Annotated in this window: 22 protein-coding genes; 13 read left to right on the forward strand and 9 right to left on the reverse strand. The window is 64.1% G+C overall.

From position 1 onward, the window contains the following. Positions 1 to 87: 87 nt before the first annotated feature. Complete coding sequence (locus EJ068_RS07395) at positions 88 to 1,242, reverse strand: dihydrodipicolinate synthase family protein (protein ID WP_128314895.1); 1,155 nt, start codon at positions 1,240 to 1,242, stop codon at positions 88 to 90. A 240-nt stretch (positions 1,243 to 1,482) separates the two neighbouring features. Here EJ068_RS07395 and EJ068_RS07400 point away from each other — a divergent pair, with 240 nt between their 5' ends. The 13 genes from EJ068_RS07400 to EJ068_RS07460 all read left to right on the forward strand — a co-directional run bounded on the left by EJ068_RS07400 (position 1,483) and on the right by EJ068_RS07460 (position 16,130). Next, complete coding sequence (locus EJ068_RS07400) at positions 1,483 to 2,526, forward strand: LacI family DNA-binding transcriptional regulator (RefSeq protein WP_127253808.1); 1,044 nt, start codon at positions 1,483 to 1,485, stop codon at positions 2,524 to 2,526. After that, positions 2,523 to 3,539, forward strand: coding sequence for a Gfo/Idh/MocA family oxidoreductase (locus EJ068_RS07405; RefSeq protein ID WP_126081450.1), 1,017 nt, complete (start codon positions 2,523 to 2,525; stop codon positions 3,537 to 3,539). Before EJ068_RS07400 ends, EJ068_RS07405 begins: the two co-directional genes overlap by 4 nt. After that, positions 3,536 to 5,137 carry an acyl CoA:acetate/3-ketoacid CoA transferase gene (locus tag EJ068_RS07410; RefSeq protein WP_127386099.1) on the forward strand — a complete coding sequence of 534 codons (1,602 nt, stop codon included), beginning with the start codon at positions 3,536 to 3,538 and terminating at the stop codon, positions 5,135 to 5,137. Before EJ068_RS07405 ends, EJ068_RS07410 begins: the two co-directional genes overlap by 4 nt. Continuing rightward, a complete protein-coding gene (locus EJ068_RS07415) occupies positions 5,130 to 5,903 on the forward strand; it encodes an enoyl-CoA hydratase/isomerase family protein (RefSeq protein WP_127253564.1) in 774 nt (257 codons plus the stop codon). Before EJ068_RS07410 ends, EJ068_RS07415 begins: the two co-directional genes overlap by 8 nt. Positions 5,904 to 5,913: 10 nt before the next feature. Further along, positions 5,914 to 7,425, forward strand: coding sequence for an aldehyde dehydrogenase family protein (locus EJ068_RS07420; protein ID WP_127253563.1), 1,512 nt, complete (start codon positions 5,914 to 5,916; stop codon positions 7,423 to 7,425). Between the two features lie 58 nt (positions 7,426 to 7,483). Then, positions 7,484 to 8,737, forward strand: a complete 1,254-nt coding sequence (locus tag EJ068_RS07425; RefSeq protein WP_127253562.1) for an ABC transporter substrate-binding protein — start codon at positions 7,484 to 7,486, stop codon at positions 8,735 to 8,737. A gap of 125 nt (positions 8,738 to 8,862) precedes the next feature. Then, a complete protein-coding gene (locus tag EJ068_RS07430; RefSeq protein WP_126081446.1) occupies positions 8,863 to 9,822 on the forward strand; it encodes a sugar ABC transporter permease in 960 nt (319 codons plus the stop codon). Next, positions 9,819 to 10,763 carry a carbohydrate ABC transporter permease gene (locus EJ068_RS07435; RefSeq protein WP_127253561.1) on the forward strand — a complete coding sequence of 315 codons (945 nt, stop codon included), beginning with the start codon at positions 9,819 to 9,821 and terminating at the stop codon, positions 10,761 to 10,763. Before EJ068_RS07430 ends, EJ068_RS07435 begins: the two co-directional genes overlap by 4 nt. A 22-nt stretch (positions 10,764 to 10,785) precedes the next feature. Then, entirely contained in the window at positions 10,786 to 11,901 is a 1,116-nt protein-coding gene (locus EJ068_RS07440; RefSeq protein ID WP_126081444.1) for an ABC transporter ATP-binding protein, read from the forward strand. Between the two features lie 5 nt (positions 11,902 to 11,906). After that, the gene (locus tag EJ068_RS07445) at positions 11,907 to 13,409 is read left to right on the forward strand and encodes a GMC family oxidoreductase (RefSeq protein ID WP_127251671.1); all 1,503 of its coding nucleotides are present in this window, start codon (positions 11,907 to 11,909) and stop codon (positions 13,407 to 13,409) included. Further along, positions 13,406 to 14,167 (forward strand): 3-ketoacyl-ACP reductase, encoded by a 762-nt coding sequence (locus tag EJ068_RS07450; protein ID WP_126081442.1) that lies wholly within the window; start codon positions 13,406 to 13,408, stop codon positions 14,165 to 14,167. The genes EJ068_RS07445 and EJ068_RS07450 overlap by 4 nt, the downstream gene beginning before the upstream one ends. A 6-nt stretch (positions 14,168 to 14,173) precedes the next feature. Then, complete coding sequence (locus EJ068_RS07455) at positions 14,174 to 15,802, forward strand: choline dehydrogenase (protein WP_127251672.1); 1,629 nt, start codon at positions 14,174 to 14,176, stop codon at positions 15,800 to 15,802. A 10-nt stretch (positions 15,803 to 15,812) separates the two neighbouring features. Beyond that, a complete protein-coding gene (locus tag EJ068_RS07460; RefSeq protein WP_127251673.1) occupies positions 15,813 to 16,130 on the forward strand; it encodes a Dabb family protein in 318 nt (105 codons plus the stop codon). A gap of 148 nt (positions 16,131 to 16,278) precedes the next feature. Here the strand turns inward: EJ068_RS07460 and EJ068_RS07465 are convergent, their stop codons facing one another. The 8 genes from EJ068_RS07465 to EJ068_RS07500 all read right to left on the reverse strand — a co-directional run bounded on the left by EJ068_RS07465 (position 16,279) and on the right by EJ068_RS07500 (position 25,330). Further along, on the reverse strand, positions 16,279 to 17,124 hold the full coding sequence (locus tag EJ068_RS07465; protein WP_127251674.1) for an EamA family transporter: 846 nt from the start codon (positions 17,122 to 17,124) through the stop codon (positions 16,279 to 16,281). 7 nt (positions 17,125 to 17,131) lie between these two features. Next, complete coding sequence (locus tag EJ068_RS07470; RefSeq protein ID WP_127251675.1) at positions 17,132 to 18,049, reverse strand: endonuclease/exonuclease/phosphatase family protein; 918 nt, start codon at positions 18,047 to 18,049, stop codon at positions 17,132 to 17,134. 226 nt (positions 18,050 to 18,275) lie between these two features. Then, positions 18,276 to 19,826 (reverse strand): sodium:proton antiporter, encoded by a 1,551-nt coding sequence (locus EJ068_RS07475; protein WP_127251676.1) that lies wholly within the window; start codon positions 19,824 to 19,826, stop codon positions 18,276 to 18,278. 125 nt (positions 19,827 to 19,951) lie between these two features. After that, entirely contained in the window at positions 19,952 to 21,016 is a 1,065-nt protein-coding gene (locus EJ068_RS07480; RefSeq protein WP_127251677.1) for an ABC transporter ATP-binding protein, read from the reverse strand. A 25-nt stretch (positions 21,017 to 21,041) separates the two neighbouring features. Beyond that, positions 21,042 to 21,833: an ABC transporter permease gene (locus EJ068_RS07485; RefSeq protein ID WP_127251678.1), complete on the reverse strand. Its 792-nt coding sequence runs from the start codon at positions 21,831 to 21,833 to the stop codon at positions 21,042 to 21,044. Continuing rightward, positions 21,830 to 22,744 carry an ABC transporter permease subunit gene (locus tag EJ068_RS07490; protein ID WP_127251679.1) on the reverse strand — a complete coding sequence of 305 codons (915 nt, stop codon included), beginning with the start codon at positions 22,742 to 22,744 and terminating at the stop codon, positions 21,830 to 21,832. The genes EJ068_RS07485 and EJ068_RS07490 overlap by 4 nt, the downstream gene beginning before the upstream one ends. 62 nt (positions 22,745 to 22,806) lie before the next feature. After that, positions 22,807 to 23,913, reverse strand: a complete 1,107-nt coding sequence (locus EJ068_RS07495; protein ID WP_127251680.1) for an ABC transporter substrate-binding protein — start codon at positions 23,911 to 23,913, stop codon at positions 22,807 to 22,809. A gap of 244 nt (positions 23,914 to 24,157) precedes the next feature. Then, on the reverse strand, positions 24,158 to 25,330 hold the full coding sequence (locus tag EJ068_RS07500; protein ID WP_127251681.1) for an iron-containing alcohol dehydrogenase: 1,173 nt from the start codon (positions 25,328 to 25,330) through the stop codon (positions 24,158 to 24,160). Between the last annotated feature and the right edge of the window lie 9 nt (positions 25,331 to 25,339).

The raw sequence follows: 25,339 nt of genomic DNA on the forward strand, positions 1-25,339 counted from the left end.
CACCCGTAGTCCGCCTTGGTGCAACGCGATTTTGGCAAGCGAATACAGGTTTGCCGGCGGAACGCAAATCGCCGCGGGGCGATCGGTTCAGATGCCGGCCGTCGCCAGCAGGCTCTTCATCCTCGCGGAGGCAAGATCGGGATCGGCCAGCAGGCCGGCCTGGTCGGCTAGGCGGAACACGTCCGCATAGTGGCATATGCCGCGCGCCGACTGCATGCCGCCGATCATGGTGAAATGGTCCTGATGCCCGTTCAGCCAAGCCATGAAGACGATGCCGGCCTTGTAGTATTCGGTCGGCGCTTCGAAGATTTTTCGCGACAGCGGCACGGTCGGCGCCATCAGCGCGTCATAGCCGGCCTTGTCGCCTTCAGCCAGCTTCGCCAGCGCGGCATTGGCCACGGGCGCGATGGCGTCGAAGATGCCGAGCAGCGCGTGCGAATGCCGCCTGCCGTCGCCGGCGATCAGCTCCGGATAGTTGAAGTCGTCGCCGGTGAACATCACGACACCCTCGGGCAGCCGGTCGCGCAACTGCACTTCCTTCTCGGCATCGAGCAGCGATATCTTGATGCCCTCGACCTTGTCTGCATGCCGCTCGATGATGGCGACGACCGTATCCAGTGCCGCGTCGAAATCGCTGCTGCCCCAATAGCCCCTGAGCGCCGGATCGAACATGTCGCCGAGCCAGTGCAGGATGACCTTGCCGGAGGCCTGCGACAGGATGCGGTCGTAGACCCGGGTATAATCGTCCGGCCCTTTTGCCACCGCCGCCAGCGCGCGGCTCGCCATCATGATCGCCTTGCCGCCCTCGCCTTCGATGAAGCCGAACTGCTCCTCATAGGCGCCGATGACGTCGTCGAGCGTTTTGACCGCCGCCGGCGCCAGGTGATCGGTCCCCGCCCCTGAAGCAAGGTCGGCGCCCGGCACTGTTCTGGCCTCGGCGACCGAGCCGCGGATCAACTCCTTGGCGCTCGCCCAATCGAAACCCATGCCGCGCTGAGAGGTGTCCATGGCCTCGGCGATGCGGAAGCCGAGCCGCCACAGATGATGACGGAACGCCATGGTCTTGTCCCAGTCGACCGCTGGCCGCGACCACGGATTGGTCATGGCGATGGGGTCGGCGACGACATGGGCGGCGGCATAGGCGATGCGCGAAAAATGCGCGTTCTTGCTCGGCTCGACCGGCTTGCCGACGAGCCGGTAGCCGATCTGGTCGCCGTTTGCCGCAGGCAAGATGATGTCCATGGAACTCTCCCGTTGCGGCTCCTATAAATGGAACGTTCCAATAAATCAAGAAGCTTTATTCTTGGGATTCGAGCCGGCAGAGCATAGTCCTGCCGTGGAGAAATGCTTGCATTGACGGGAGTTCTGAGCCACATCGATCAATTTTTCAAATCTCGCGGGAATCACGATTGACTCTGATTTGTAACGGTGATTAGAACGTTCCAATAAAATTCGCTCAAAGCCGTGGAGGACGGAACGAGGATGGCCAGCCGGGCCAAGGCGACGATCCTGGACATTGCCCGCGAGGCCGGCGTGTCCAAATCGACGGTGTCGCTCGTGCTGCAGGGCAGCGGGCTGATCCGGCCTGAAACCGCGGTCAAAGTGCGCAAGGCGATCGAGGATGTCGGCTATGTCTACAACCGCGGCGCCGCCAATCTGCGCAAGGCCCATTCCAACGTCATCGGCATGGTGATCAACGACCTCACCAACCCCTTCTTCGCGGAGCTTGCGGTCGGCATGGAGCGCGTCTTCCAGGCGGCCGGCGTCGTGCCCTTCATCGCCAACACGGCGGAGAACCCGGTGCGCCAGGAAGAGGTGCTGAAATCGATGATGGAGCAGGGCGTCGCCGGCCTGATCGTCTCGCCGGCGCGCGGCACCACGTCTGGCGCTTTCCGGCGCATCGAAGCGGCGGGCGTGCCCGTGGTTTTCGCCATGCGCAGGCTGCCAGAGAGCCGCATACCGGCGATCGCGCCCGACAATCGTCGCGGCGCCTGCCTTGCCACCGAGCACCTGATCCGCAAGGGCCATCGTCGCCTCGCTTTCTTCGGCGGCTCGTCCGACCTCGTCGTCTATCAGGAGCGTCTGGGCGGTTTCCTCGAAGCCTGCGAGGCGTTCGCCATCCCTGTTGCCGACCGAACGATCGTCGAGGGCGAGACCAGCCGCAAAGGCGGCATGGCCTGCCTGGAGACGGCGCTGGCAATGCCTGAACCGCCGACGGCGGCCCTTTGCTTCAACGACGCGGTTGCCTTCGGCGTCATGCTGGCATTGCGCAAGCGCGGCCTCGAGGCGGGAGCGGACTTCGCCGTCGTCGGCTTCGACGACGTCGCCGAGGCCGAGCATTACAGCCCGGCGCTGACCAGCGTTGCCGTCGACACCGCGGGGCTGGGCGAGCGCGCCGCCCACGTGATGCTGAAGATGATCCAGTCGCGCACCACGCGCGCCGAGGACCATATCGGCGCCGTCAGCCTGGTCGTGCGGGAAAGCAGCGGGCCAAACCGCAACAGCCAGGTGGGAGACGCGGCATGAGCACGCGATGGGGACTGATCGGCGCCAGCACGATCGCCAAGCAGTTCATGATCAGCGCCATCCGCGCGCAGGCCAATGGCGAGATCGCAGCCGTGATGAGTTCGAACGCGGAGCGCGCGGAGGCCTACGCCCGCGAGAACGGCATTCCGGCCGCCGTCTCGACCCTCGACGCGCTGCTCAACTCGGACATCGACGCCGTCTACATCTCCACCACCAACGAATTGCATCTTGAGCAGGGCATGGCGGCGATCAAGGCGGGCAAGCATGTGCTGTGCGAAAAGCCGCTGGCGCTGACTAGCGCCGATGCGAAGACGATGGTTTCGGCAGCGAAGAACGCCGGCATCGTCTTCGGTACCAATCATCACCTGCGCAACGCCGGCGCTCATCGCGCCATGCGAGAGGCGATCGCCGCCGGCCGCATCGGCAAGCCGATCGCGGCGCGCGTCTTCCACTCGGTCTTTCTGCCGGAGAACCTGCAAGGCTGGCGTATCACCAGGCCCGAGGCCGGCGGCGGCGTGGTGCTCGACATCACGGTGCACGATGCCGACACGCTGCGCTTCGTGCTCGGCGACGATCCGGTCGAGGTTTCGGCCTTCACGCAATCGGCCGGCATGGCTGGAAGCGGGCTGGAGGACGGCGCCATGTGCATCTGGCGCTTCAAGTCCGGCGTCATCGCCCAATCGCACGAGGGCTTCACCACGAAATATGCCGGCACCGGCTTCGAGGTGCACGGGACGGAAGGCTCGCTGATCGCCGCCAATGTGATGACGCAGAAGCCAATCGGCTCGGTGCTGCTGCGCACCGCGAGCGGCGAAGAAGAACTGAGCTTCGACCGCGAGGACCTCTATACCCGCTCGGTCCGCCAGTTCCACGCCGCGATCCGCGGCGAAGGCCAGCCTTCCGCCACCGGCGAGGACGGCATCTGGTCGCTGGCTTCGGCCGAAGCCGCGCTGCAATCGTCGAAAACGGGCAAGGCTGTGACCATCGACCCGCAACTTGGGAGCCTCGATTGAGCAAGCTCGTCTCGGCGGCATACGCCGCCAGCCTGATCAAGGACGGCATGGTCGTCTCGGTATCGTCGTCGAGCGGCCTTGGCTGCCCCGACGCCGTGCTTGCCGCGATTGGCGAGCGCTTCGACGCGGAAGGCCATCCGAAGGCGATCACGACGCTGCATCCGATCGCCGCCGGCGACATGTATGGCATCAAGGGCATCGACCATCTCGCCAAGCCCGGCCTGTTGAAGCGCACGCTGTGCGGCTCCTATCCGTCCGGCCCCTCCTCCGCCGAGCCGCCACAGATCTGGAAGATGATCGGCGACAATTCAGTCGCGGCCTACAACGTGCCGTCGGGCATCCTGTTCGACATGCATCGCGAGGCTGCCGCCAAGCGCCCCGGCGTGCTGACCAAGGTCGGCCTCGATACGTTCGCCGATCCGCGCCACCAGGGCTGCGCCATGAACGCCGCCGCCAGCGAGCCGATCGTGTCGATTGAGCAGTTCGACGGCGAGGAATGGCTCTACTTCCGCTCGATCGTGCCGAATATCTCAATCATGCGCGCCACCTCCGCCGACGAGCGCGGCAACCTCACCTACGAGCATGAGGGTGCCTATCTCGGCGGGCTGGAGCAGGCGCTTGCCGCCCGCAACAATGGCGGCATTGTCATTGCGCAGGTGAAGCGCGTCGTCGAGAACGGCACGCTGAAGCCGCACGATGTCCGCGTTCCCGGCGTGCTGGTCGACCATATCGTGGTGGCGCCCGATCAGTTGCAGACGACGCAGACGCCTTACGACCCGGCGATCTCGGGCGAGATCTTCCGGCCACTGTCGAGTTTCCGCACGCCGGAGATGAACATCCAGAAGGTGATCGCCCGCCGCGTCGCCATGGAATTGCGCGACGGCATGGCCGTCAACATCGGCTTCGGCATCTCCGCCAACGTGCCGCGTATCCTCCTGGAGGAAGGCCAGCACGGCAAGGTCACCTGGGTGATCGAGCAGGGCGCGGTCGGCGGCGTGCCGCTGCTCGACTTCAAGTTCGGCTGCGCCTCGAACGCCGAGGCAATCATGCCCTCGCCGCACCAGTTCATCTATTTCCAGGCCGGCGGCTTCGATGCCTCGCTGCTCTCCTTCCTGCAGATCGACCGCCACGGCTCGGTCAATGTCTCGAAACTTTCGGCGCGGCCCCATGTCACCGCCGGCGCCGGTGGCTTCGTCGACATCACGGCGCGGGCGAGGAAGATCGTCTTCTCCGGCTTCTTCAATGCCGGCGCGAAACTCTCGCTGGCCAATGGCGCGATCCGCATCGACCAGGAAGGCAAGGTCAAGAAAGTGGTCGAGGAGGTCGAGCACATTTCCTTCTCCGGCAAGAGAGCCGTCGCGCAGGGACAGGACATCACCTATGTCACCGAGCGCTGCGTCATGAAGCTGACGCCCGACGGCTTGATGGTCACGGAGCTTGCCCCTGGCGTGGACCTCGAACGCGATGTGCTGGCGCAGGCCGAGATCCCGCTCTCCGTCGCCAACGACCTCAAGGTCACGCCTGCGGCGCTCTATCAGGACCGGCCGATCGGCCTGTCGCTCAACGGCGGTGCTTCGCTCGGAGGCGCGCATGGCTGAACTCGTAACTTTCGAGCAGGATGGCGCGATCGGCATCGTCACGCTGCGCCGGCCGGAAAAGTTCAACGCGCTCGACATCCCGATGCTGCGTGCCCTGGAAGCAGCGCTCGACGAGGCGGAGCAGGCCGAGGGCGTCCGCGCCGTTCTCATCCGTGGCGAAGGCAAGGGCTTTTGCGCAGGCGGCGACGTCGAAGCCTGGGGCGCGATGAGCGCCGCCGATTTTCAGGTGCAATGGGTGCGCTATGGCCACCGCGTCTTCGACCGGCTGGCACGGCTCCGGCAACCGACCATCGCGGTTCTGTCCGGCCATGCGCTGGGTGGCGGGCTGGAGCTGGCGGCCGCCTGCGATTTCCGCGTCGCCGAAACGCAGATAAAACTCGGCTTCCCCGAAACCTCTATCGGCGTCGTTCCTGGATGGTCGGGCACGCAACGCGCCGCGCGCCGTTTTGGCGCGCAGATCGTGCGCCGGATGGCGATTGGCGGCGAGATTTTCCTGGCGGCCGACGCGCTGGCGGACGGCATCGTCGACCGGCTGGTCGAAACAGGCAAGGCTTTCGACGAAGCCAGAAGCTGGGCCGAAAAGATCGCCGAGCGCGGCCCGCTGGCGACCGAGGCCGCCAAGCTGATGATCAGCGTTGCCGAGGGCGAGGAAGACGCAGCCGCGACCGAGGCGCTGGCCAGCGGCTTCATTGCGCTGACGAGCGACCTCAAAGCCGGCGTCGGCGCCTTCAAGGCCAGGCAGAAGCCGGCCTTTTCGAGATCCTAGAGAAGATATGATGAACGCACCGCTCAACATTGCCATGCCGGCCGAGGCAGCCCAGGCGCCGACGGCCTACAAGCTCTTGATCGACGGCAAGCATGTCGACGCCCGCGATGGCCGATCGATCGAGCGCGCCAGCCCCGGCCACGGCTTTGTCGTCTCGCGCTATGCCCAAGCCGGCGCCGCGGAGGTCGAGGCGGCGGTCCAGGCCGCGCACAAGGCGTTCGAGACCGGCCCATGGCCGCGCATGAAGGCCTCCGAGCGCGCCGCGGTGCTGCTCAGGGCCGCCGACCTGATCGAGACCCGCCTGGAGGAGATCGCCCGGCTCGATGCGCTGGAGTCCGGCAAGCCGATCGCCCAGGCGCGCGGCGAGATCGGCGGCGCTATCGACATCTGGCGCTATGCCGCCTCGCTCGCCCGCACGCTGCATGGCGAGAGCTACGCCAATCTCGGCGACGATATGCTGGGCGTCGTGCTGCGCGAACCGATCGGCGTGGTCTCGATCATCACGCCGTGGAACTTCCCCTTCCTGATCGTCAGCCAAAAGCTGCCCTTCGCGCTCGCCGCCGGCTGCACGGCGGTGGTGAAACCGAGCGAGATGACGTCGGCCTCGACCTTCGTGCTCGGCGACATCCTGCTCGAAGCCGGCCTGCCGGCCGGCGTCGTCAACATCCTCGCCGGCTACGGCGCCGATGTCGGCGCGCCGATGGTCAGCCATCCGCTGGTCGAGATGGTCTCCTTCACCGGCTCGACCCGCGTCGGCAAGATGACCATGGCCGCTGCCTCGAACTCCTTGAAGAAGGTCTCGATGGAGCTCGGCGGCAAGAACGGCCAGATCGTCTTCCCCGATGCCGACCTCGACGCGGCGGCCGATGCCGCGGTGTTCGGCGGCTTCTTCAACGCCGGCGAATGCTGCAATGCCGGCAGCCGCCTGATCGTGCATGCGACGATCGCGGACGACTTCCTCGGCGCAGTCAAGGCGCTGGCTAAAAAGGTCCGCGTCGGCGATCCGCTCGACGACCGCACCAAGGTCGGCGCCATGATCTCGGCCGACCATATGGAAAAGGTAGCCGGCTATGTAACGGCGGCGCAAACCGACGGCGGCAGCGTTTTCAGCGGCGGCACCCGGCTTCAATCCAACGCCGGCCAATACCTCGATCCGACCATCGTCCGTAACGTCACGGAAGACATGGCGATCGCGCGCGAGGAAGTGTTCGGTCCGGTGCTGTCCGTGCTCACTTTTGAAACGATTGAAAAGGCATTGCACATTGCCAACAACACGCCCTATGGTTTGTCTGCAGGGGTGTGGAGCGCCAGCATCGACACATGCATGTCGGTGGCGCGCGGTGTGCGTTCGGGGACGATCTGGGTGAACACGTTCATGGAAGGTTACCCAGAGCTGCCTTTCGGGGGTTACAAGCAGTCCGGTCTGGGACGCGAACTCGGCAAACGCGCTGTCGAGGATTATACCGAGGAAAAGACCATCCAGTTTCATCGCGGCCAGCGTACCGGTTGGTGGGTCGGCTGAGTTGGGAGACGCCGGCGGACACCCGCCGGTTATGTGTATGCAACAAGGGAGGTAGTACATGTTGCGCAAACTGCTTATCGGAACGGCTCTTGCGACGAGCTTTGCGTTCTCGGCGCATGCCGCGGACGTCAAGGAAGTGCAGATGCTGCATTGGTGGACCTCGGGCGGCGAAGCGGCAGCTCTGAACGTGCTGAAGCAGGATCTGGCCAAGGAAGGCTTTGCCTGGAAGGACGTGCCGGTGGCCGGCGGCGGCGGCGACGCTGCCATGACCGCGCTGAAGGCGATGGTCGCGGCCGGCAACTACCCGACCGCCTCGCAGATGCTGGGCTACACCGTGCTCGACTATGCCGCCGCCGGCGTCATGGGCGACCTGACCGAGACCGCCAAGAAGGAAGGCTGGGACAAGTCGGTTCCGGCCGCCCTGCAGAAATTCTCGGTCTATGACGGCAAGTGGGTGGCCGCACCGGTCAACGTCCACTCCGTCAACTGGCTGTGGATCAACAAGGCGGTGATGGACAAGATCGGCGGCACCGAGCCGAAGACCTTCGACGACTTCGTGGCGTTGCTCGACAAGGCCAAGGCTGCGGGCGTCACCCCGCTCGCCCTGGGCGGCCAGAACTGGCAGGAAGCCACCATGTTCGACTCGGTCGTGCTGTCGACCGGCGGGCCGGAGTTCTACAAGAAGGCGATGAACGACCTCGATGAGGACTCGCTCAAGTCCGACACGATGAAGAAGTCGTTCGACAACCTCGCCAAGCTCGTCAAATATGTCGATCCGAACTTCTCGGGCCGCGACTGGAACCTCGCCACCGCCATGGTCATCAAGGGCGACGCGCTGGTTCAGGTGATGGGCGACTGGGCCAAGGGCGAGTTCCACGCCGCCAACAAGACCCCGGGCACCGACTTCCTCTGCTACCGCTTCCCGGGCACCGACGGCTCGGTCGTCTATAACTCCGACATGTTCGGCATGTTCAACGTGCCGGAGGATCGCAAGGCCGCCCAGGTCGCGCTGGCCACCGCCACCTTGTCGAAAAGCTTCCAGTCGGCCTTCAACGTGGTGAAGGGTTCGGTCCCGGCCCGCACCGACGTGCCGGACACCGACTTCGACGCTTGCGGCAAGAAGGGCATCGCCGACCTGAAGAAGGCCAACGAAGGCGGCACGCTGTTCGGCTCGCTGGCGCAGGGCTACGGCGCTCCGCCCGCCGTCGCCAACGCCTACAAGGACGTCGTGTCGAAATTCGTCCATGGTCAGATCAAGAGCTCCGACGAGGCCGTGACCGAGCTGGTCAAGGCGATCGACGACGCCAAGTAAGGATCGCTTGAACTCAGGTCTCCCCCGCTTCGGCGGGGGAGGTCTCCTGTCGACAAAAGGTGTGGGACAACCCTGGTGCGTTTTCGCGCCGGGCGGTTTCCGACCAACCGGAACTGGACAAGCCGATGAGCACAGTTGCCGAAACTCAGATCAAGCTGACACCGGAGCACGACGCCCGTCCCGGCGCGTCGGTACGGTCGCGGCTGCAGGATTTGTTGCCGAAGATCGTTCTGGCGCCGAGCTTCGCGGCGACGATCGTCTTCGTCTACGGCTTCATCCTGTGGACGATCTATCTGTCCTTCACCAATTCCAAGACTTTCCCGTCCTACGCCATCACCGGTCCCCGCGCCTATCAGCGGCTGTGGCGCTGGACCTTCGAGAGCGATCCGCCGTCGAGCTGGTACACCTCGATCACCAATATGGGCATTTTCGGCTTCCTCTATATCCTGATCTGCCTGGCGCTCGGCCTGTTCCTGGCCATCCTTCTCGACCAGAAGATCCGCGGCGAAGGCATGCTGCGGCCGATCTATCTCTACCCGATGGCGCTCTCCTTCATCGTCACCGGCGTCGCCTGGAAATGGTTCCTCGATCCCGGCCTCGGGCTGGAGCAGACGCTGCACCAATGGGGCTGGACGAGCTTCCATTTCGACTGGATCAAGAACAAGGATTTCGTCATCTACACGGTCGTCATCGCCGGCGTCTGGCAGGCTTCCGGCTTCATCATGGCGATGTTCCTGGCTGGCCTGCGCGGCATCGACGGCGAGATCATGAAGGCGGCGCAGATCGACGGCGCATCCACCTTCCAGCTTTACCGCCGCATCGTCATTCCGCTGCTGCGGCCGGTGTTCCTGTCGGCCTTCATCGTGCTCGCGCATCTGGCCATCAAGTCCTATGACTTGGTCGTCGCGCTGACCAGCGGCGGCCCCGGCGGCTCGGCCTGGCTGCCGTCCAATTTCATGTATGAGTTCACCTTCAAGCGCAACGAGATGGCGGTCGGGTCGGCCAGCGCCGTGATCATGCTGATGACCATCACGGCCATCATTGTTCCGTATCTCTATTCCGAGCTCAGGGAGAAGTCGCGATGAGCGCCGTCACTTCACCCGCCCGCCAGGCTTCGAGCGGCCTGAGCACCAAGGCGATCAACCGCATCGTCATCTACGGCCTGCTGGCCCTGTTCGCGATCTTCTACCTGATGCCGCTCTTCGTCATGCTGGTGACCTCGTTCAAGACCATGGACGAGATCCAGAACGGCAACATGCTATCGCTGCCGCATGCGCCGACTTTCGCACCATGGATAAAGGCGTGGAGTGAAGTTTGCTCGGGTCTGACCTGCGTCGGCATGAAAGGCTATTTCTGGAACTCCATCAAGATGGTCGTGCCGGCAGTGCTGATCTCGACGCTGCTTGGCGCGCTGAATGGCTATGTGTTGACCAAATGGCGCTTCCGCGGCCACACGCTGGTCTTCGCGATGATGCTGTTTGCTTGTTTCATCCCGTTCCAGTCGGTGCTGTTGCCGATGGCGACGATCCTCGGCAGCCTCGGACGCTTCGGCGTCACGCTGCAGAACGCGACAGGGTTCAATTTCGGCCTCGGCAATTCGACGGTGAACCTGGTCTTCGTCCACGTCGTCTATGGACTGGGCTTCACCACGCTCTTCTTCCGCAACTATTACGAGGCCTTCCCGACCGAGTTGATCAAGGCGGCGCAGGTCGACGGCGCCTCCTTCTTCCAGATCTTCCGGCGCATCATGCTGCCCAATTCGCTGCCGATCATCGTTGTGACAGTGATCTACCAGTTCACCAACATCTGGAATGACTTCCTGTTCGCTTCCGCCTATGCCGGCTCCGGCGACGTGATGCCGATGACTGTGGCGTTGAACAATGTCGTCAACACCTCGACCGGCGTCGTCGAATACAATGTCAACATGGCGGCGGCGATGATCGCCGCGCTCCCCACCCTGATCGTCTATGTCGTCGCCGGCCGCTATTTCGTGCGCGGGCTGATGGCCGGCGCGGTCAAGGGCTGACCCTATTTCTGAAGGAACGACCATGGCTTTTCTGGAAATTGATGGGCTGAAGAAGCGCTTCGGGAGTGTCGAGATCCTGAAGGGCATCAATGTCGAGCTCGAAAAGGGCGGCTTCCTGGTGCTGGTCGGTCCGTCCGGCTGCGGCAAGTCAACGCTGCTCAACACCATCGCCGGGCTGGAGCAGATCACGGAGGGTGAGATCCGTGTCGATGGCCGCGCGATCAACGACCTCCATCCTTCGAAACGCGACATCGCCATGGTGTTCCAGAGCTACGCGCTCTACCCCAACATGACGGTTGCCGGAAACATCGCCTTCGGCATGGAGATGCGTGGCGTGCCTGCGGCGGAGCGCCAGGCGGCGATCGACAAGGTGGCCAAGATCCTGCAGATCGGTCATCTCCTCAACCGCAAGCCCAGCCAGCTTTCCGGCGGTCAGCGCCAGCGCGTCGCCATGGGCCGGGCGCTGGTGCGCGACCCGAAACTCTTCCTGTTCGACGAGCCGCTTTCGAACCTCGACGCCAAGCTGCGTGTCGACATGCGCATCGAGATCAAGCGCCTGCATGCCACCACCGGCACGACGATCGTCTATGTCACGCACGACCAGATCGAGGCGATGACGCTGGCGACCAAGATCGCCGTGATGCGCGACGGCGAGGTGCAGCAATTCGGCACGCCGGCCGAGATCTACAACAACCCGACCAACATCTTCGTCGCCGACTTCATGGGCTCGCCGGCGATGAACCTGATCCCGGCCAAGATCGACGGCAATGGCGCCGGCCTTTCGGTGGTGCTGGACCGCGAGTCGCGCCAGCCGATCGTGCTGCCGATGCCCGGCGCGCCCGCCGGTCTGTCGGCCTTCAAGGACAAGCAGGTCATTTTCGGTGTCCGTCCCGAAGCGCTGACCGATCCGGAAGGCGCGGAACGCAACGGGTCCGCCATCGCTACCGCCGACTGCCATATCGAGGTGGTGGAGCCGGCCGGCTCCGACACCTTCGCGGTCACCAATCTCGGCGGCAAGGGCGTGGTGGCGCGGCTGAGAGCCGATGCCAGGATCCAGCCCGGCACCAGCACGCCCTTGGCCTTCAACCTCAGCAAGGCGGTGTTCTTCGACCCGGCGACCGAGAAGCGCATACTTTAAAAGCTATGACAAACGCGGATATCGTCATCATCGGCTCCGGCATCGGCGGCGCCACGATCGCCTCCGGCTTGGCCGGCAGCGGCGCCTCGATCCTCATCCTGGAGCGCGGCGAGCCGCTGCCCGCGACACCGCATGCGCGCTTGACGCGATCGATTTTCCTGGACGAGCACTACCGGCCGAAGGAGATGTGGCGCGAGGCCGGAGGCGCGCCCTTCAACCCCGGCAATTACTACTATGTCGGCGGCAATTCGAAGTTCTTCGGCGCCGTCCTAATCCGCTACCGCGAGGAGGATTTCTCCGAGCTCGAGCATTTCGGCGGCGTCTCGCCGGCCTGGCCGTTTTCCTATGACGAGTTCGAGCCCTGGTATTCGAAGGCCGAGCAGCTCTTTCGCGTGCGCGGCGTGCTCGGCGAAGACCCGACCGAGCCGTTCCATTCAATCCCCTATCCCTTCAAGCCGGTGCCGGACGAACCGCCGATCGCGCGTGCCCGCGCTGAGCTGAAGAGCCTTGGACTGCATCCCGCTTCACTGCCGCTCGGCGTCGACATCGAGACCTGGCTGAAGGAAGGCAGGACCGGCTGGGACGCCTTCCCCAACACCGGCCAGGGCAAGATCGACGCGCAGACCGGGCCCCTGGCAGAAGCGCTGAGGGACCCGAACATCCGCCTCGAAACCGGTGCCCATGTCGACTGGCTCGAAGCCGCGCCGGACGGCAAGTCGATCGCCGCCATCCACTACACGCAGAACGGCGCGCAAAAGACGCTGTCGCCGAAACTCGTCATCCTGTCGGCCGGCGCGATCAACTCGGCCGCCATCCTGCTGCGCTCGCCCTCGGCGAAAGGCAAAGGCCTCGCCAACAGCTCCGACCAGGTCGGACGCAATTTCATGAACCACAATTCGAGCGCCATGCTGGCGATCGATCCGCGCCGCCGCAACGATAGCGTGTACCAGAAGACGCTGATGCTCAACGACTACTATCTGTCGGACGGCAAGGGCGGCAAGCCGCTCGGCAATGTGCAACTGCTCGGCAAGATCGACGGCAACATGCTCAAGGCCAATGTGAAGACGATGCCGAAATTCGTGCTCGACTTCATGGCCGGCCACGCCGTCGACTGGTACCTGATGTGCGAGGACCTGCCCGATCCCGAAAGCCGCATCATGGTCGAAGGTAAGGAGATCGTCATGCAGTGGCGGCGCTCCAACATGCAGTCGCTGGAAGGCCTGACCAAGGTGATGCACGAGAACCTGCGCGCCTGCGGCTATCCAATCGTGCTGTCGCGCCCCTTCGACAAGCGCACGCCCTCGCATCAATGCGGCACGGTGAAGATGGGCAACGACCCGGCCACCTCGCCGCTCGACCCCTTCTGCCGCGCCTGGGATCACCGGAACCTGTTCGTCGTCGACGGCGGGTTCCTGCCGACCTCCGCCGCGGTCAATCCGGCGCTGTCGATCGCGGCGCAGGCGCTGCGGGTTGCTGATTACCTTCGAAAGACGGAGCTTGCGGCATGACTCGCCCGGCAGCCATCGTCACCGGCGGCGCGCGCGGCATAGGGCTCGCCTGCGCCGAGGCATTGGCGGATGCCGGCTTCGACATTCTGGTGGCCGACCTTGCCGAGAGACCTGCCGACGGCCTTGCCGACACGATCGTGGGGCGGGGCGCGAATTTCACTTACGCCCAATGCGACATCGCGGATCTCGCCGGCCATTCGAAACTGGTCGAGGCAGCCATGCGCGCCTTCGGTCGCATCGATTGCCTGGTCAACAATGCCGGCATCGGCGCCGTTGTCCGCGGCGACCTGCTGGAGCTTAAGCCGGAGAATTTCGACCGCGCGCTGAATATCAATCTGCGCGGCACGGTGTTTCTCAGCCAGGCCATCGCCAAGGCTATGCTGGCGGCATCTGCCGGCTCAGCCAGATCGATCATCACCATCACTTCGGTCAGCGCCAACATGGCTTCGCCGGAACGAGCCGACTACTGCATTTCCAAAGCCGGCCTTTCAATGTGGGTGAAGAATCTGGCGCTGCGGCTCGCGCCCGAGAACATCGGCGTGTTCGAGGTACGGCCGGGCATCATCCGCACCGATATGACCGCTGGCGTCTCCGCCAAATATGACGCGCTGATCGAGGACGGCCTGGTGCCGGCAAAACGCTGGGGCGAAGCCGCCGACATCGGCGCCGTGGTTGCGGCGCTCGCCTCCGGCAAATTCGGCTTTTCGACCGGATCGGTCATCGATGTCGACGGCGCGCTCTCGGTGCCACGCTTGTGAGGAACAATGGCTGACTACATCATTGTTGGCGCCGGCCCGGCCGGCTGCGTTCTCGCCAACCGGCTGAGCGAGGATCCGGGCAATTCCGTCCTGCTCCTGGAAGCCGGCGGCAAGGATTGGCATCCGCTGATCCACATGCCGGCCGGCTTCGCCAAGATGACAAAGGGCATCGCCTCCTGGGGCTGGTCGACCGTGCCGCAGAGAAACATGAAGGACCGCGTCTTCTGGTACACGCAGGCCAAGGTCGTCGGCGGCGGCTCGTCGATCAACGCCCAGATCTACACGCGCGGCAACGCCCGCGACTACGACGCTTGGGAGAAGGAAGAGGGGCTCGCCGGCTGGGGCTATCGCGACGTGCTGCCCTATTTCAAGCGCGCCGAGAACAACCAGCGCTTCGCCAACGATTTCCATGGCGACCAGGGTCCGCTCGGCGTCTCCAATCCGATCTCGCCGCTGCCGATCTGCGAGGCCTATTTCCGCGCCGGACAGGAAATGGGCATACCCTTCAACCCGGACTTCAATGGCGCTGCCCAAGAAGGCGTCGGCTACTACCAGCTGACCCAAAAGAACGCGCGGCGCTCATCGGCCTCCGTCGCCTATCTGAAGCCGATCGGCGCCCGCAAGAACCTGACGGTCAGGACGGACGTTCTCGTCACCCGCGTCGTTGTCGAGAAAGGCCGCGCTATCGGCGTCGAGGTCGTCGACAGGCCAGGTGGCGAAAAGACCATCATGCGCGCCGAACGCGAGGTGATCGTCTCGTCGGGCGCGATCGGTTCGCCCAAGCTCCTCATGCAATCGGGCATCGGCCCGGCCGATCATCTGAAATCGGTCGGCGTCACGCCGGTGCATAACCTGCCCGGCGTCGGCTCCAACATGCAGGACCATCTCGATCTCTTCGTCATTGCCGAATGCACCGGCGACCACACCTATGACAATTATGCGAAGCTGCACCGCACCCTATGGGCCGGGCTGCAGTACCTCTTACTCAAGAAGGGTCCCGTTGCCTCGAGCCTGTTCGAGACCGGCGGCTTCTGGTACGCCGACCCGACGGCCGCCTCGCCCGACATCCAGTTCCATCTCGGTCTCGGCTCCGGCATCGAGGCCGGCGTCGAGAAGCTGAAGAACCCGGGCGTGACGCTGAACTCCGCCTTCCTGCGTCCCCGCTCGCGTGGCACGGTGCGGCTGAAGAGCGCCGACCCGGCCGACCACCCGCTGATCGATCCGAATTACTGGTCCGACCCGTATGACCGCGACATGTCGATCAAGGGCCTCAGGCTGGCGCGCGAGATCATGCGGCAGAAGGCGCTACAGCCCTATGTGTTGCGCGAGGTGCTTCCGGGTCCGAACCTGCAGAGCGACGCCGATCTCTTCGATTATGCCTGCCGCACCTCCAAGACCGATCATCATCCTGTCGGCACCTGCCGCATGGGCCATGACGCGATGGCGGTGGTGACACCCGATCTCAGGCTGCGCGGCATCGAGGGCTTGCGCGTCTGCGACGCCTCGGTGATGCCGCGCGTCCCCTCCTCCAACACCAATGCGCCGACCATCATGGTTGGCGAAAAAGGTGCCGACCTCATCCTTGGCCGCGAGCCGCTGCCGCCGGCCGTGTTCAAGGGCAACCAGGCGGCTTGAGGCATCAACGATGATCCGCCACTGCGTCTTTATCCGCTTTCGCGATGACGTTCCTGAAACCGAACGCGCGGCGATCCATGCCGACCTCGAAGCGCTGCGCGCCGTCATCGACGGCATGGGCAAGGTGCATTTCAGCGCCAATGTCAGTCCCGAGCCTTTCGCGCGCGGTCTAACGCACGGTTTCACCATCGACTTTCGCGATGCCGTCGCCCGTGACGCCTATCTCGTGCACGAGGCGCATCAGCGCGCCGGCGCGCGCCTTGTCGCCGCGCTTGAAGGCGGCACCGAGGGGCTGATGGTCATCGATCTCGAGGTGACGCAAATCTGACCGCTCGCCGGCTTAAAACCGGCAGCTGTCCCGTTCTCTTTTGCCCGCCGTGGAACATATCGCTCCTTTTGGGGACACAAAAGGAGGACCGCCTTGAACCTCACCAGCGAGCGCGGCCAGGTGATGACCGTGTTCGGGTGAATGGCAATCAACCCATTCTCAGCGCGACGACACCGGCGACGATGCCGAGCGCGGCCGTGGCGCGCCAGGCGGTCATCTTCTCGCCCAGCGCCAGCACCGAGATCAGCATGGCGAACAGGATCGAGGTTTCACGCAGCGACGCAACTGACGCGATCGGCGCTTTGGTCATCGCCCACATGACGATCCAGTAGGCCGCGCCGCTGAGCACGCCGGTGAACAGCCCAGCCTTCCAGTCGCGGGCCAGCACCGGAAGCGATTGCGATCCGCGAAAGGCAATGCACAGCACCAGCGCCCACGTCGCATCGCAGACGAACAGCCAGGCGGCGTAGCTCGTCGCGGTCGCCGCCAGCCGCGCGCCGCTGCCGTCGGAAAGCGTGTAGCTGGCGATGAAGATCGATGTGCCAAGCGCGAAGCCGACGGCGCGCAGATTGAGCCTTTCCAGATGCGCGCCGCCGCGAAACGACATGACCAGCGTGCCGATCGACAACAGCACGATGCCGAGGATGGCAAGCGGCGCAGGCACCTCCCCGACCAACACAATGCCGCCCAGCGCCGAGAGCAGCGGCGCGGTGCCGCGCGCCAGCGGATAGGTCTGGGCGAAATCACCGGCCTTGTAAGCGCCGATCAGGAATGTCCGGTAGCCCATGTGGAAGAAGACCGAGGCGAGGATGAATGGCCAGACCTCGGCCTTCGGCACCTCGACGAAGGGCAGCACCACAAGCGCCGCGGCGCCCATGCCGAGAGTCATCAGCGTGATCGACAGGAAGCGGTCGAGATGCACCTTGACCAGCGCGTTCCAGATCGCGTGCATGGCAGCCGCCGACAGCACAGCCAGGAAGACGAACAGCGTCATGCCCGCCTCACCTGCCTGCCAGACTAGAGCCGATGCCCGGCGTTTCCAGGTCGATCTCGACCCGTAGCGGAAAATGGTCGGATGCCACCTCGCCGACATCCGCTGTTATCGAACGGACGCGCCCGGCCAGCATGCCGCCGACGAAGCAATGGTCGAGCCGGCGTTTCGCCAGCCTGCCGTCGATGATCTTTTCATGCGTGTGGAAATCCGGCCCAGGCTCGCTGGCGACGGCGGCGGCATCGACGAAGCCGTCAATATAAGCGGCGCCGGGATGATACGGCATGCTGCCGGTAATACACCGGTATTCGGCGCTGCCTGGCTCCATGTTGAAATCGCCAAGCCAGATCGCCGCCTGGGGGTTTTCGGGCTCCGCCTGGCCGTTCGACCAGTTGCGCTGCGGCTCGTCGTCGGCGCCGCTCCACGGACCGCCATCGGATGGCGCGCGACGATGCTCGGCGTTGAGGTAATCGATCTGCTCCAGCCGCTCCTCGGCCGCAATATGCGCCAGATGCAAGGAAAGCACCCGCACCGGTCCGGCCGGCGTGCGGATCATGCATTCCAGCGCCGCGTTGCGGGTGTTGAGCGGTCTCAGCGTGCGGCGCATCGGCAGCGCATGCAGCCGCGACCAGACGATCGGCAGCTTCGACAGCACCATCGTGCCGAACTGCCGCCGGCGGTTGACGACGCGACCGTCGCGCTTCTCGCTGGCGTCCAGGTCGAAGGCGGGGCCATAGGCCCAGTAATAGCCGGGCAACAGCCTGGACAGGATCTCGGGCTGGTCGTCCTCATTGGTTCGCAGCCAATGCCGCTCGACCTCCTGCAGCGCGATGATGTCGGCGCCGTCCACCAGCCTGGCGGCGCGGGAAAGATCATAGCGCCCGTCGCTGCCGTAGCCATACTGGATGTTGTAGCTGATCAGCTTCATTGATTAACCGGCTCGCTTCTGAGGATCGCAGTAGCCCCTCGCCGTCAGCGTTTCAATGGACCGCGAGGACGAGCGGAATAGTCCAATGCTGCCCGCGAACCACGTTTGCCACACCGTTTCGCTTTCCCACGGAGGCGATCCTTTCTATCTCCCTGTGCTGATGCAATCCCGGGCAGGCGCTGCGGTGAATCGCCACCGCAAACGCCCACGCTTTCGCTGAAATCCGTCAGGTGGTGAGCGGCTGGAAGCTTCCGGCGGGAGCCGCCGCCAGTTCCGACCAGTCGATCTCCTCTTCCAGCCGGTGATAGGCCTCGTCGCCGATCGTGCCGTTGCTGCGCAGCTCCTCCAGCCTGTCACGCTGCCGCTTGATGGCGTAAAGACGCAATCGGTCGTATTCCGTCGCGGCTTGCGCATCGTCCGGATTTTCGGCGATCCGGCGTTGCGCCTCGTATTGTTCACGTACGACCGCGGCAGCGGACGAGGTCTTGCGGCTCAGCACATCAAGCGCCGCCTGCATGATGGCCACCCGCGCCTCGGCCACTTCGCGGTCGATCGAGGTATCCCGCTCGAAGTTGAGCCGGCGCAGCAGCGGCTTCAGGCTCATGCCCTGCAGCACAAGCGTTCCGAGCACGACGGCGAAGGCCGCCAGCACGATCGGGTCGCGGCCGGGAAAGTCGGCGGGCAAGGCGATGGCCACCACCAGCGTCACCAGCCCGCGCATGCCGCACCAGCCGACAAGCACCGCGCCGCGAAACGTCGGCGCATCCCGCTTCTGCCCTTCGCCGTCGAAACGCTTAAACTGCTTTATCACCGCAACGTAGCCCATCACCCATACGAGACGCGCCACGATGACGACGGCCAGCACGGTGGCAGCGAAGAGGAAGGCCTCGCCTTGCCCGTCGCCGGAGAGCCGGCCGACGATTGATCGAGCCTGAAGGCCCATCAGCACGAAAGCTAAGACATTGAGCACGAAGACGGCCGACTCCCAGACCGAATAGGTGCTGACGCGCCGCCTCGCGGACATCCGGCGTGGCGCGGTCCGCGCGATGGTGATCGCATAGACGACGATGGTGATGATGGCGGAGAGACCGAGCTTGTCGGCAATGATCCAGACGGCGAAGGTTCCGGCGAACTGCACCACGGTGCTGCTTGCCGCATCCTCGATGCGCGTCAGCGCGAGCAGCGACACTCGGCCGAACACATAGCCGGCGACGACGCTGCCGACCGTCGCAAGCAGGATGACGGGCACTGCGTCCTTAAGCATGACCGAGCCGATGGCCGCCGAAACCGATATCCGGTAGATCAGCAGCGCGGTGGCATCGTTGAGCAGGCTCTCGCCCTGCAGGATGGCTGTGATGCGGTGCGGCACCCTGAACTGGCCGAGCACGGCACTCGCCGCGACCGCGTCCGGCGGAGCGACGATGGCGCCTAGCGCGATCGCCGCCGCGATCGGAAGGCCGGCCATCTTCCAGCCTACGAAGGCAACCACCACGGTGGTGAACACGACGGCGCCGAGCGCCAGAAGCACCAGCGACAGCCGGTAGCGTTTCAGGTCGCGCAGCGAGGTGTCATAGGCGGCGTCGAGCAGCACCGGCGCGATGAACAGCGCCAGCGCCAGTTCCGGATCGATCTCGATCGTTGGTGCGCCCGGCACGAAGGCCAGCGCAACGCCTGCAAGCGCCAGCAGCGACGGATAGGGTATCTCGAGACGGCGCGACAGCGCCGTCAGCGCGACGGCGATCAGAAGCAGGATGAGGGTGAGCTCGAAGAGGGCCATGGCTCATCGTAACGATGAAACACGAGGCTTGGCAGTACCTTGAGCTAGGATACTGTTGATTTGTCAGGCCAGAAGCGCAGGAGACCGCCATTTGCAGGCCAGCCTCACCTGAATATCGACACAGCCTAGTGCAGAACCAGCATATCGCCCGATGAAAACGAAATGTCCGCCTTGTCGCCGACGACCGGCGGCGGCGTCGTGGAATTGTTGAAGGTGTCGAGCGACACCGTGTTGCCGCCGATGCCGACGCGTACGCGGATGACAGAACCGAGGAAATGCACTTCGGCGATCTCGCCTGACAGGCTGGTGTCATGGCCGGGCTGCCGCCCCAGCGAGATCGCTTCCGGCCGCAGGGCGAGCGACAGCGTGTCGCCGGACTTGGAGCCGTTGAGCTTGCCCTTGAGCGAGACTTCCTGACTGTTGACCTGCACCTTGCCCGAGGCGGCGTCGGTGACCTTGCCCTCCAGCACGTTGAGCGTGCCGACGAAATTGGCGACGAACTTGGTTGCCGGCCGGTTGTAGATCTCGAACGGCGTGCCGACCTGCTCGGCCCTGCCGCCATACATCACCGCGATGCGGTCTGAGATCGACAGCGCCTCTTCCTGGTCATGTGTGACGAAGATGGTGGTGATGCCGAGCTTCTTCTGGATGGAACGGATTTCCTCGCGCAGCGACACACGCACCTTGGCGTCGAGCGCCGACAGCGGCTCGTCGAGCAGCAACAGCTTCGGCTTCGGCGCGATGGCGCGGGCTAATGCGATGCGCTGCTGCTGGCCGCCGGAAAGCTGGTAGGGATAGCGATCGGCCATTTGCGGCAGCTTGATCATGTCGAGCATCTCGGCGACGCGCCTGTCCGCGTCCGATTTCGACATGCCGGCCACCTTCAGGCCGAAGGCGATGTTCTGCGCCACCGTCAGGTTCGGGAACAGCGCATAGGCCTGGAACACCATGCCGACATTGCGCTGGTTGGGCTTCAGCCTTGTGATGTCCTTGCCGCCGACGACGATCTTGCCGGCCGACGGCTCCTCGAAGCCGGCGACCATGCGCAACACCGTCGTCTTGCCGCAGCCCGACGGGCCAAGGAATGAGACGAACTCGCCGGGCGCGACATCTAGATTGAAATCCTCGACCACAGTCGTGGCGCCGAAGGATTTTCGCACATGCTGGATTGAGAGGAACGGCTCGGCCATGGCTTTTTCTTTCAGTGCTTTTCGCTCAATTGGGGCGGTTCGCCGATTTCGGCGCGAAGCGCGACAGTATCTGAATCAGTGACATGCAGCCCCATGTTATTACGAAGGCGATGATTGACAGCGCGGCCGGTTCATAGGCGCGGTTGGCGACCAAATTCTGCAGATAGGGGCCGAAAGCGGGGCGGTTGAGCAGGCTGGCCATCGTGAACTCGCCGATGACGATCGCAAAGGTGAGGAACGCGCCCGACAATACAGCAATCAGCACATTTGGCAGAATGACGCGGGCGATGATCGTGCCCCAGCCGGCCCCCAGGATCTGCGCTGCCTCGGTCAGCGTGCGCACGTCGATGGTGCGAAGACCGGTGTCGACGGCCCGGTACATGTAGGGCAACGCGAGCGCCGCGTAGCCAATCACCAGCAACGCGTTCGCTCCCAAATTAGACCCCAGGAACGGCAGCGGTGAATTCGAGCCGTACATCCGGATATAGCCGAAGACGATGACGATCGCCGGGATCACCAGCGGCAGCAGCGTGATGAATTCGACGATCGGCCTGAGCTGCGGCAGGCGCAGGCGGATCCAGTATGCCGTGGGCACCACGATCAGCACACCGAGCAGGATGGTGAAGACGGCAACGATCACCGAGAACATGAAGGTCGCCTGGAACTGGCTGTCGCCCAGCACGACCTTGTAGGCGTCGAACGAGTAGACGCCGCGCCGCATGCGCAGCGAGAACTCGATCGTCGCGATCAGCGGGATGAAGAAGTAGGCCGCGCCCAAAAGGAAGACGAACCAGGCCCAGAACCTGCCGGATTTCATTTCAGCCACCTCTCCGAGCGCGTCCGGAACCAGATGTAGAAGATGTTGGCAAGCCCGGTGATGAAGATCATGCCGAAGGCGATCGCATAGCCGAGATGGGCGTTATGCAGCACGTCGCCGCGGATCTGCGCATAGAGCAGGATCGGAACGATGTTCAGCGACGAGCCGGTCAGCGCGTAGGCGGTCGCGATCGCTCCGAAGGCGTTGGCGAAGAGCAGGATGACAGTGCCGAGGAAGCTTGGCCAGAGCACCGGAATGACCACCATGCGCCAATATTGCGCCTGGGTGGCGCCGAGCGTCGCGGCGGCCTCGCCCCATTCGCGTTTCAAGCCGTCGACGGCCGGCACAATGATGACCACCATCAATGGGATCTGGAAATAGACATATGTGATCGTCAATCCCCAGAATGACAGCAGGTTGAAGCCATGCGCGTAGAGGTTCAGGCCAACCAGCGTGTTGAGCAGGACGGTGACGAGACCGAGCCGCCCGAGCGTCGCGATGAAAGCGAAGGCGAGCGGCACGCCGGCGAAATTGGATGCGACGCCGGAGAAGGTGAGCGTCGCCGAACGTATCCAGTTGGGCAGCCCGCCGCGCACGATGGCGATGGCGATGGCGAGGCCCGCGAAGGCGCCGATCAGCGATGACGCCAGGCTAACCTTTATCGAGATCCAGTAGGCGGCAACGATGTTGGCCGAAAAGAGAGCGACGATGTTGGCGAAGGTGAATTCGCCCGCCTCGTTCTGGAAGGCGCCCAGCATCAGGTAGAGCGTGGGCAGGATCAGGAACATCACGGCGAAGACGAAGAAAGGCGTGACGCCAAGCCACTGCGTCGGCAGCCGCAGGCTTCGCGCCTCGGCTGGCGGCGCGGTGTTTCCCGCAATTGCCTTGTTGGATAGCGAGAGATCGGTCATGCGCCGGTTACCGTGCTGGAACGAGGCCGGGCGACCAGAGCCGCCCGGCCCGTATCACGCTGTTACTTCACATTGGCGCCGACGATGGCGTCCCAGTTCTTGGTGATGGTTTCCTTGGCCTTGCCCTGCTCATCGAGCGTCGGGAACACGGCGGAAGCATAGGATTCCGCCGGCGGCAGCTTGGCCAGCACGTCCGCCGGGATCTTGTCGTTCTTGGCGAGATCGTTGAAGCGGATTGGGTGGCAATAGCCCTTCAGCCAGCCGATCTGGCCTTCATCGGAATAGAGGTACTCCATCCACAGCTTGGCGGCGTTCGGATGCGGCGCGAAGGCGCTGATTGCCTGCACGTAGACGCCGGCGACGACGCCCGTCTTCGGCACGATGACGTCGACGGGCGGGTTGCCCTTCAGCGTGTCGCGGCCCGAAAGCGCGTTGTAGTCCCAAGTGACGAGGATCGGCGTCTGGCCCTGGGCGAGCGTCGCGGTCTTGCCGATGACCGGCACGAAATTGCCGGCTGCGTTGAGCTTCTTGAAGTAGTCCAGGCCGGCGGTGCCTGCGGCTTCGCCAGCGGCGGCGCCACCGGAAAGGCCGGCGGCGTAGACCGCCTGGATGGCCTGGTTCGAAGCGCGCGGATCACCGGCGAGCGCGACCGAGTTAGCAAATTCCGGCTTCAGGAGATCAGCCCAATCGGCCGGCGATTCCTTGACCAGATCCTTGTTCACCTCGAAGGAGAGCACGCCGTAATAGTCGCCGTACCAGGCGCCGTCGGCATCCTTGGCGCTGTCCGGGATCGAATCCCAAGTCGACACCTTGTAGGGCAAAAGCAGGCCGTCTTTCTTGGCGGTCGGACCGAAGGACAGGCCGACGTCGATGACGTCAGGCGCCTGCGGGCCCTTGTTGTCCTTGTTGGCCTTGATCGCCTCGACCTCATCGCCGGAGCCGGCGTCGGGGTTGAGCTCGTTGATGGTGATTTCCGGATACTTGGCCTTGAATGCGTCGATCACTGCCCCGTAGCCGCACCAGTCATGCGGGAGCGCAATCGTGGTGAGCTGGCCTTCCGCCTTCGCGGCCTTGACGAGATCGTCCAGCGAATCTGCGGACGAAATCATCGTCGACGCAAAGAGCGCCGCGGCCGAGAGGGAAAGCACTTTCCCCGTGAACTTGAACATGTGTTCTCTCCGTTGAACTGGCGCGCTAAGCGCCTGCGATGCGGGTATCGTTTTCGTGTGACAGCCAGATGAAGGCTTTTTGAAACCGGAGCCCCACAGCGAAAAAAGTTAACTCTTTTTAACGGACTGTAGCAATTAGCCCGCGCTTAATTTTCCGGCTAATGGTTAGCTGCCTTGATTTTGCCCCTCCTCCCTTTTTCTCGAGTGTTCCCTTATTCAACTCCTCGGCATCGAGGCCGGCTTCTCAGACGGAGCCGGCGATGGCATTTTCGAGCAGCGTCAGCGCTGCTTTCTTGGTGAGCTTCACGGGGTTGCCGCCGGCGGTCGGGTCGACCACCGCCATATCGGCGATCAGGGTCTTGCGCTTCTTGTCCATGTCGAGCCCCTTGATCAGGCCGGGCAGCGCGTGCGGCACCTTGAGCTCCTTGCGCAGCTTGATGATGGCCCTGGCAAAGCCGTCGAAGCCGCCCTTGATGCCGCAATAGGCGGCGAGCCGTGCGATGCGCTCCTCGATCGCCTCGCGGTTGAAGGCCAGCACATAGGGCATGAACACCGCGTTGGTCATGCCGTGATGGGTGTCGTAGAGAGCGCCGATCGGATGCGACAGCGAATGGATGGCCCCCAACCCCTTCTGGAAAGCGGTGGCGCCCATGGCCGCCGCGCTCATCATATGGGCGCGCGCGACCAGATCCTTGCCGTTGGCGAAAGCCTTCGGCAGGTTCTCGAACACTAGCCTTATGCCTTCCACGGCGATGCCGTCGGCCATCGGATGATAGCCCGGCGCGCAATAGGCCTCCAGGCAGTGCGCCAGCGCGTCCATGCCGGTGCCGGCGGTGATGAAGGGCGGCATGCCGACCGACAGTTCCGGATCGGCAATGACGATCGCCGGCAGAAGCTTCGGATGGAAGATGACCTTCTTGGTATGGGTCTCCTCATTGGTAATGACGCCGGCGCGGCCAACCTCGGACCCCGTGCCCGCCGTGGTCGGCACCGCGATGATCGGCGCAATCAAGTCCGAATTGGCCCGGGTCCACCAGTCGCCGATATCCTCGAAATCCCAAACGGGCCGTGTCTGCCCGGCCTGGAAGGCGATGAGCTTGCCGAGGTCGAGCGCGGAGCCGCCGCCGAAGGCGATGACGCCGTCATGCTTGCCCTTCTTGAACACCGCGATGCCGGCGGTGAGATTGGACTCCACCGGGTTGGGCCTCACCTCCGAGAAGACGCCGTATGGGATCTTGGCATCGTCGAGGATCTTCAGCGTCGAGGCGACGACGGGCAGTTTCGCAAGGCCCGGATCGGTGACGAAGAGCGGCCGCTTGATGCCCGTCGCATTGAGCACATCAGGCAATTCCTTGATGCGCCCGGCGCCAAAGCGGACGGTGGTGGGGTAGTTCCATTTGGAGATCAGCTTGGACATTTTTGTCTT

Origin of the sequence: Mesorhizobium sp. M2A.F.Ca.ET.043.02.1.1, assembly GCF_003952405.1 — a bacterium.
Taxonomy (GTDB): domain Bacteria; phylum Pseudomonadota; class Alphaproteobacteria; order Rhizobiales; family Rhizobiaceae; genus Mesorhizobium.

Bases quoted from the DNA above. Each gene is read 5' to 3' on its own strand.
- EJ068_RS07395 (WP_128314895.1), bottom strand. From the start codon at position 1,242: ATGGACATCATCTTGCCTGCGGCAAACGGCGACCAGATCGGCTACCGG.
- EJ068_RS07400 (WP_127253808.1), top strand. From the start codon at position 1,483: ATGGCCAGCCGGGCCAAGGCGACGATCCTGGACATTGCCCGCGAGGCC.
- EJ068_RS07405 (WP_126081450.1), top strand. From the start codon at position 2,523: ATGAGCACGCGATGGGGACTGATCGGCGCCAGCACGATCGCCAAGCAG.
- EJ068_RS07415 (WP_127253564.1), top strand. From the start codon at position 5,130: ATGGCTGAACTCGTAACTTTCGAGCAGGATGGCGCGATCGGCATCGTC.
- EJ068_RS07420 (WP_127253563.1), top strand. From the start codon at position 5,914: ATGAACGCACCGCTCAACATTGCCATGCCGGCCGAGGCAGCCCAGGCG.
- EJ068_RS07425 (WP_127253562.1), top strand. From the start codon at position 7,484: ATGTTGCGCAAACTGCTTATCGGAACGGCTCTTGCGACGAGCTTTGCG.
- EJ068_RS07430 (WP_126081446.1), top strand. From the start codon at position 8,863: ATGAGCACAGTTGCCGAAACTCAGATCAAGCTGACACCGGAGCACGAC.
- EJ068_RS07435 (WP_127253561.1), top strand. From the start codon at position 9,819: ATGAGCGCCGTCACTTCACCCGCCCGCCAGGCTTCGAGCGGCCTGAGC.
- EJ068_RS07440 (WP_126081444.1), top strand. From the start codon at position 10,786: ATGGCTTTTCTGGAAATTGATGGGCTGAAGAAGCGCTTCGGGAGTGTC.
- EJ068_RS07445 (WP_127251671.1), top strand. From the start codon at position 11,907: ATGACAAACGCGGATATCGTCATCATCGGCTCCGGCATCGGCGGCGCC.
- EJ068_RS07450 (WP_126081442.1), top strand. From the start codon at position 13,406: ATGACTCGCCCGGCAGCCATCGTCACCGGCGGCGCGCGCGGCATAGGG.
- EJ068_RS07455 (WP_127251672.1), top strand. From the start codon at position 14,174: ATGGCTGACTACATCATTGTTGGCGCCGGCCCGGCCGGCTGCGTTCTC.
- EJ068_RS07460 (WP_127251673.1), top strand. From the start codon at position 15,813: ATGATCCGCCACTGCGTCTTTATCCGCTTTCGCGATGACGTTCCTGAA.
- EJ068_RS07465 (WP_127251674.1), bottom strand. From the start codon at position 17,124: ATGACGCTGTTCGTCTTCCTGGCTGTGCTGTCGGCGGCTGCCATGCAC.
- EJ068_RS07470 (WP_127251675.1), bottom strand. From the start codon at position 18,049: ATGAAGCTGATCAGCTACAACATCCAGTATGGCTACGGCAGCGACGGG.
- EJ068_RS07475 (WP_127251676.1), bottom strand. From the start codon at position 19,826: ATGGCCCTCTTCGAGCTCACCCTCATCCTGCTTCTGATCGCCGTCGCG.
- EJ068_RS07480 (WP_127251677.1), bottom strand. From the start codon at position 21,016: ATGGCCGAGCCGTTCCTCTCAATCCAGCATGTGCGAAAATCCTTCGGC.
- EJ068_RS07485 (WP_127251678.1), bottom strand. From the start codon at position 21,833: ATGAAATCCGGCAGGTTCTGGGCCTGGTTCGTCTTCCTTTTGGGCGCG.
- EJ068_RS07490 (WP_127251679.1), bottom strand. From the start codon at position 22,744: ATGACCGATCTCTCGCTATCCAACAAGGCAATTGCGGGAAACACCGCG.
- EJ068_RS07495 (WP_127251680.1), bottom strand. From the start codon at position 23,913: ATGTTCAAGTTCACGGGGAAAGTGCTTTCCCTCTCGGCCGCGGCGCTC.
- EJ068_RS07500 (WP_127251681.1), bottom strand. From the start codon at position 25,330: ATGTCCAAGCTGATCTCCAAATGGAACTACCCCACCACCGTCCGCTTT.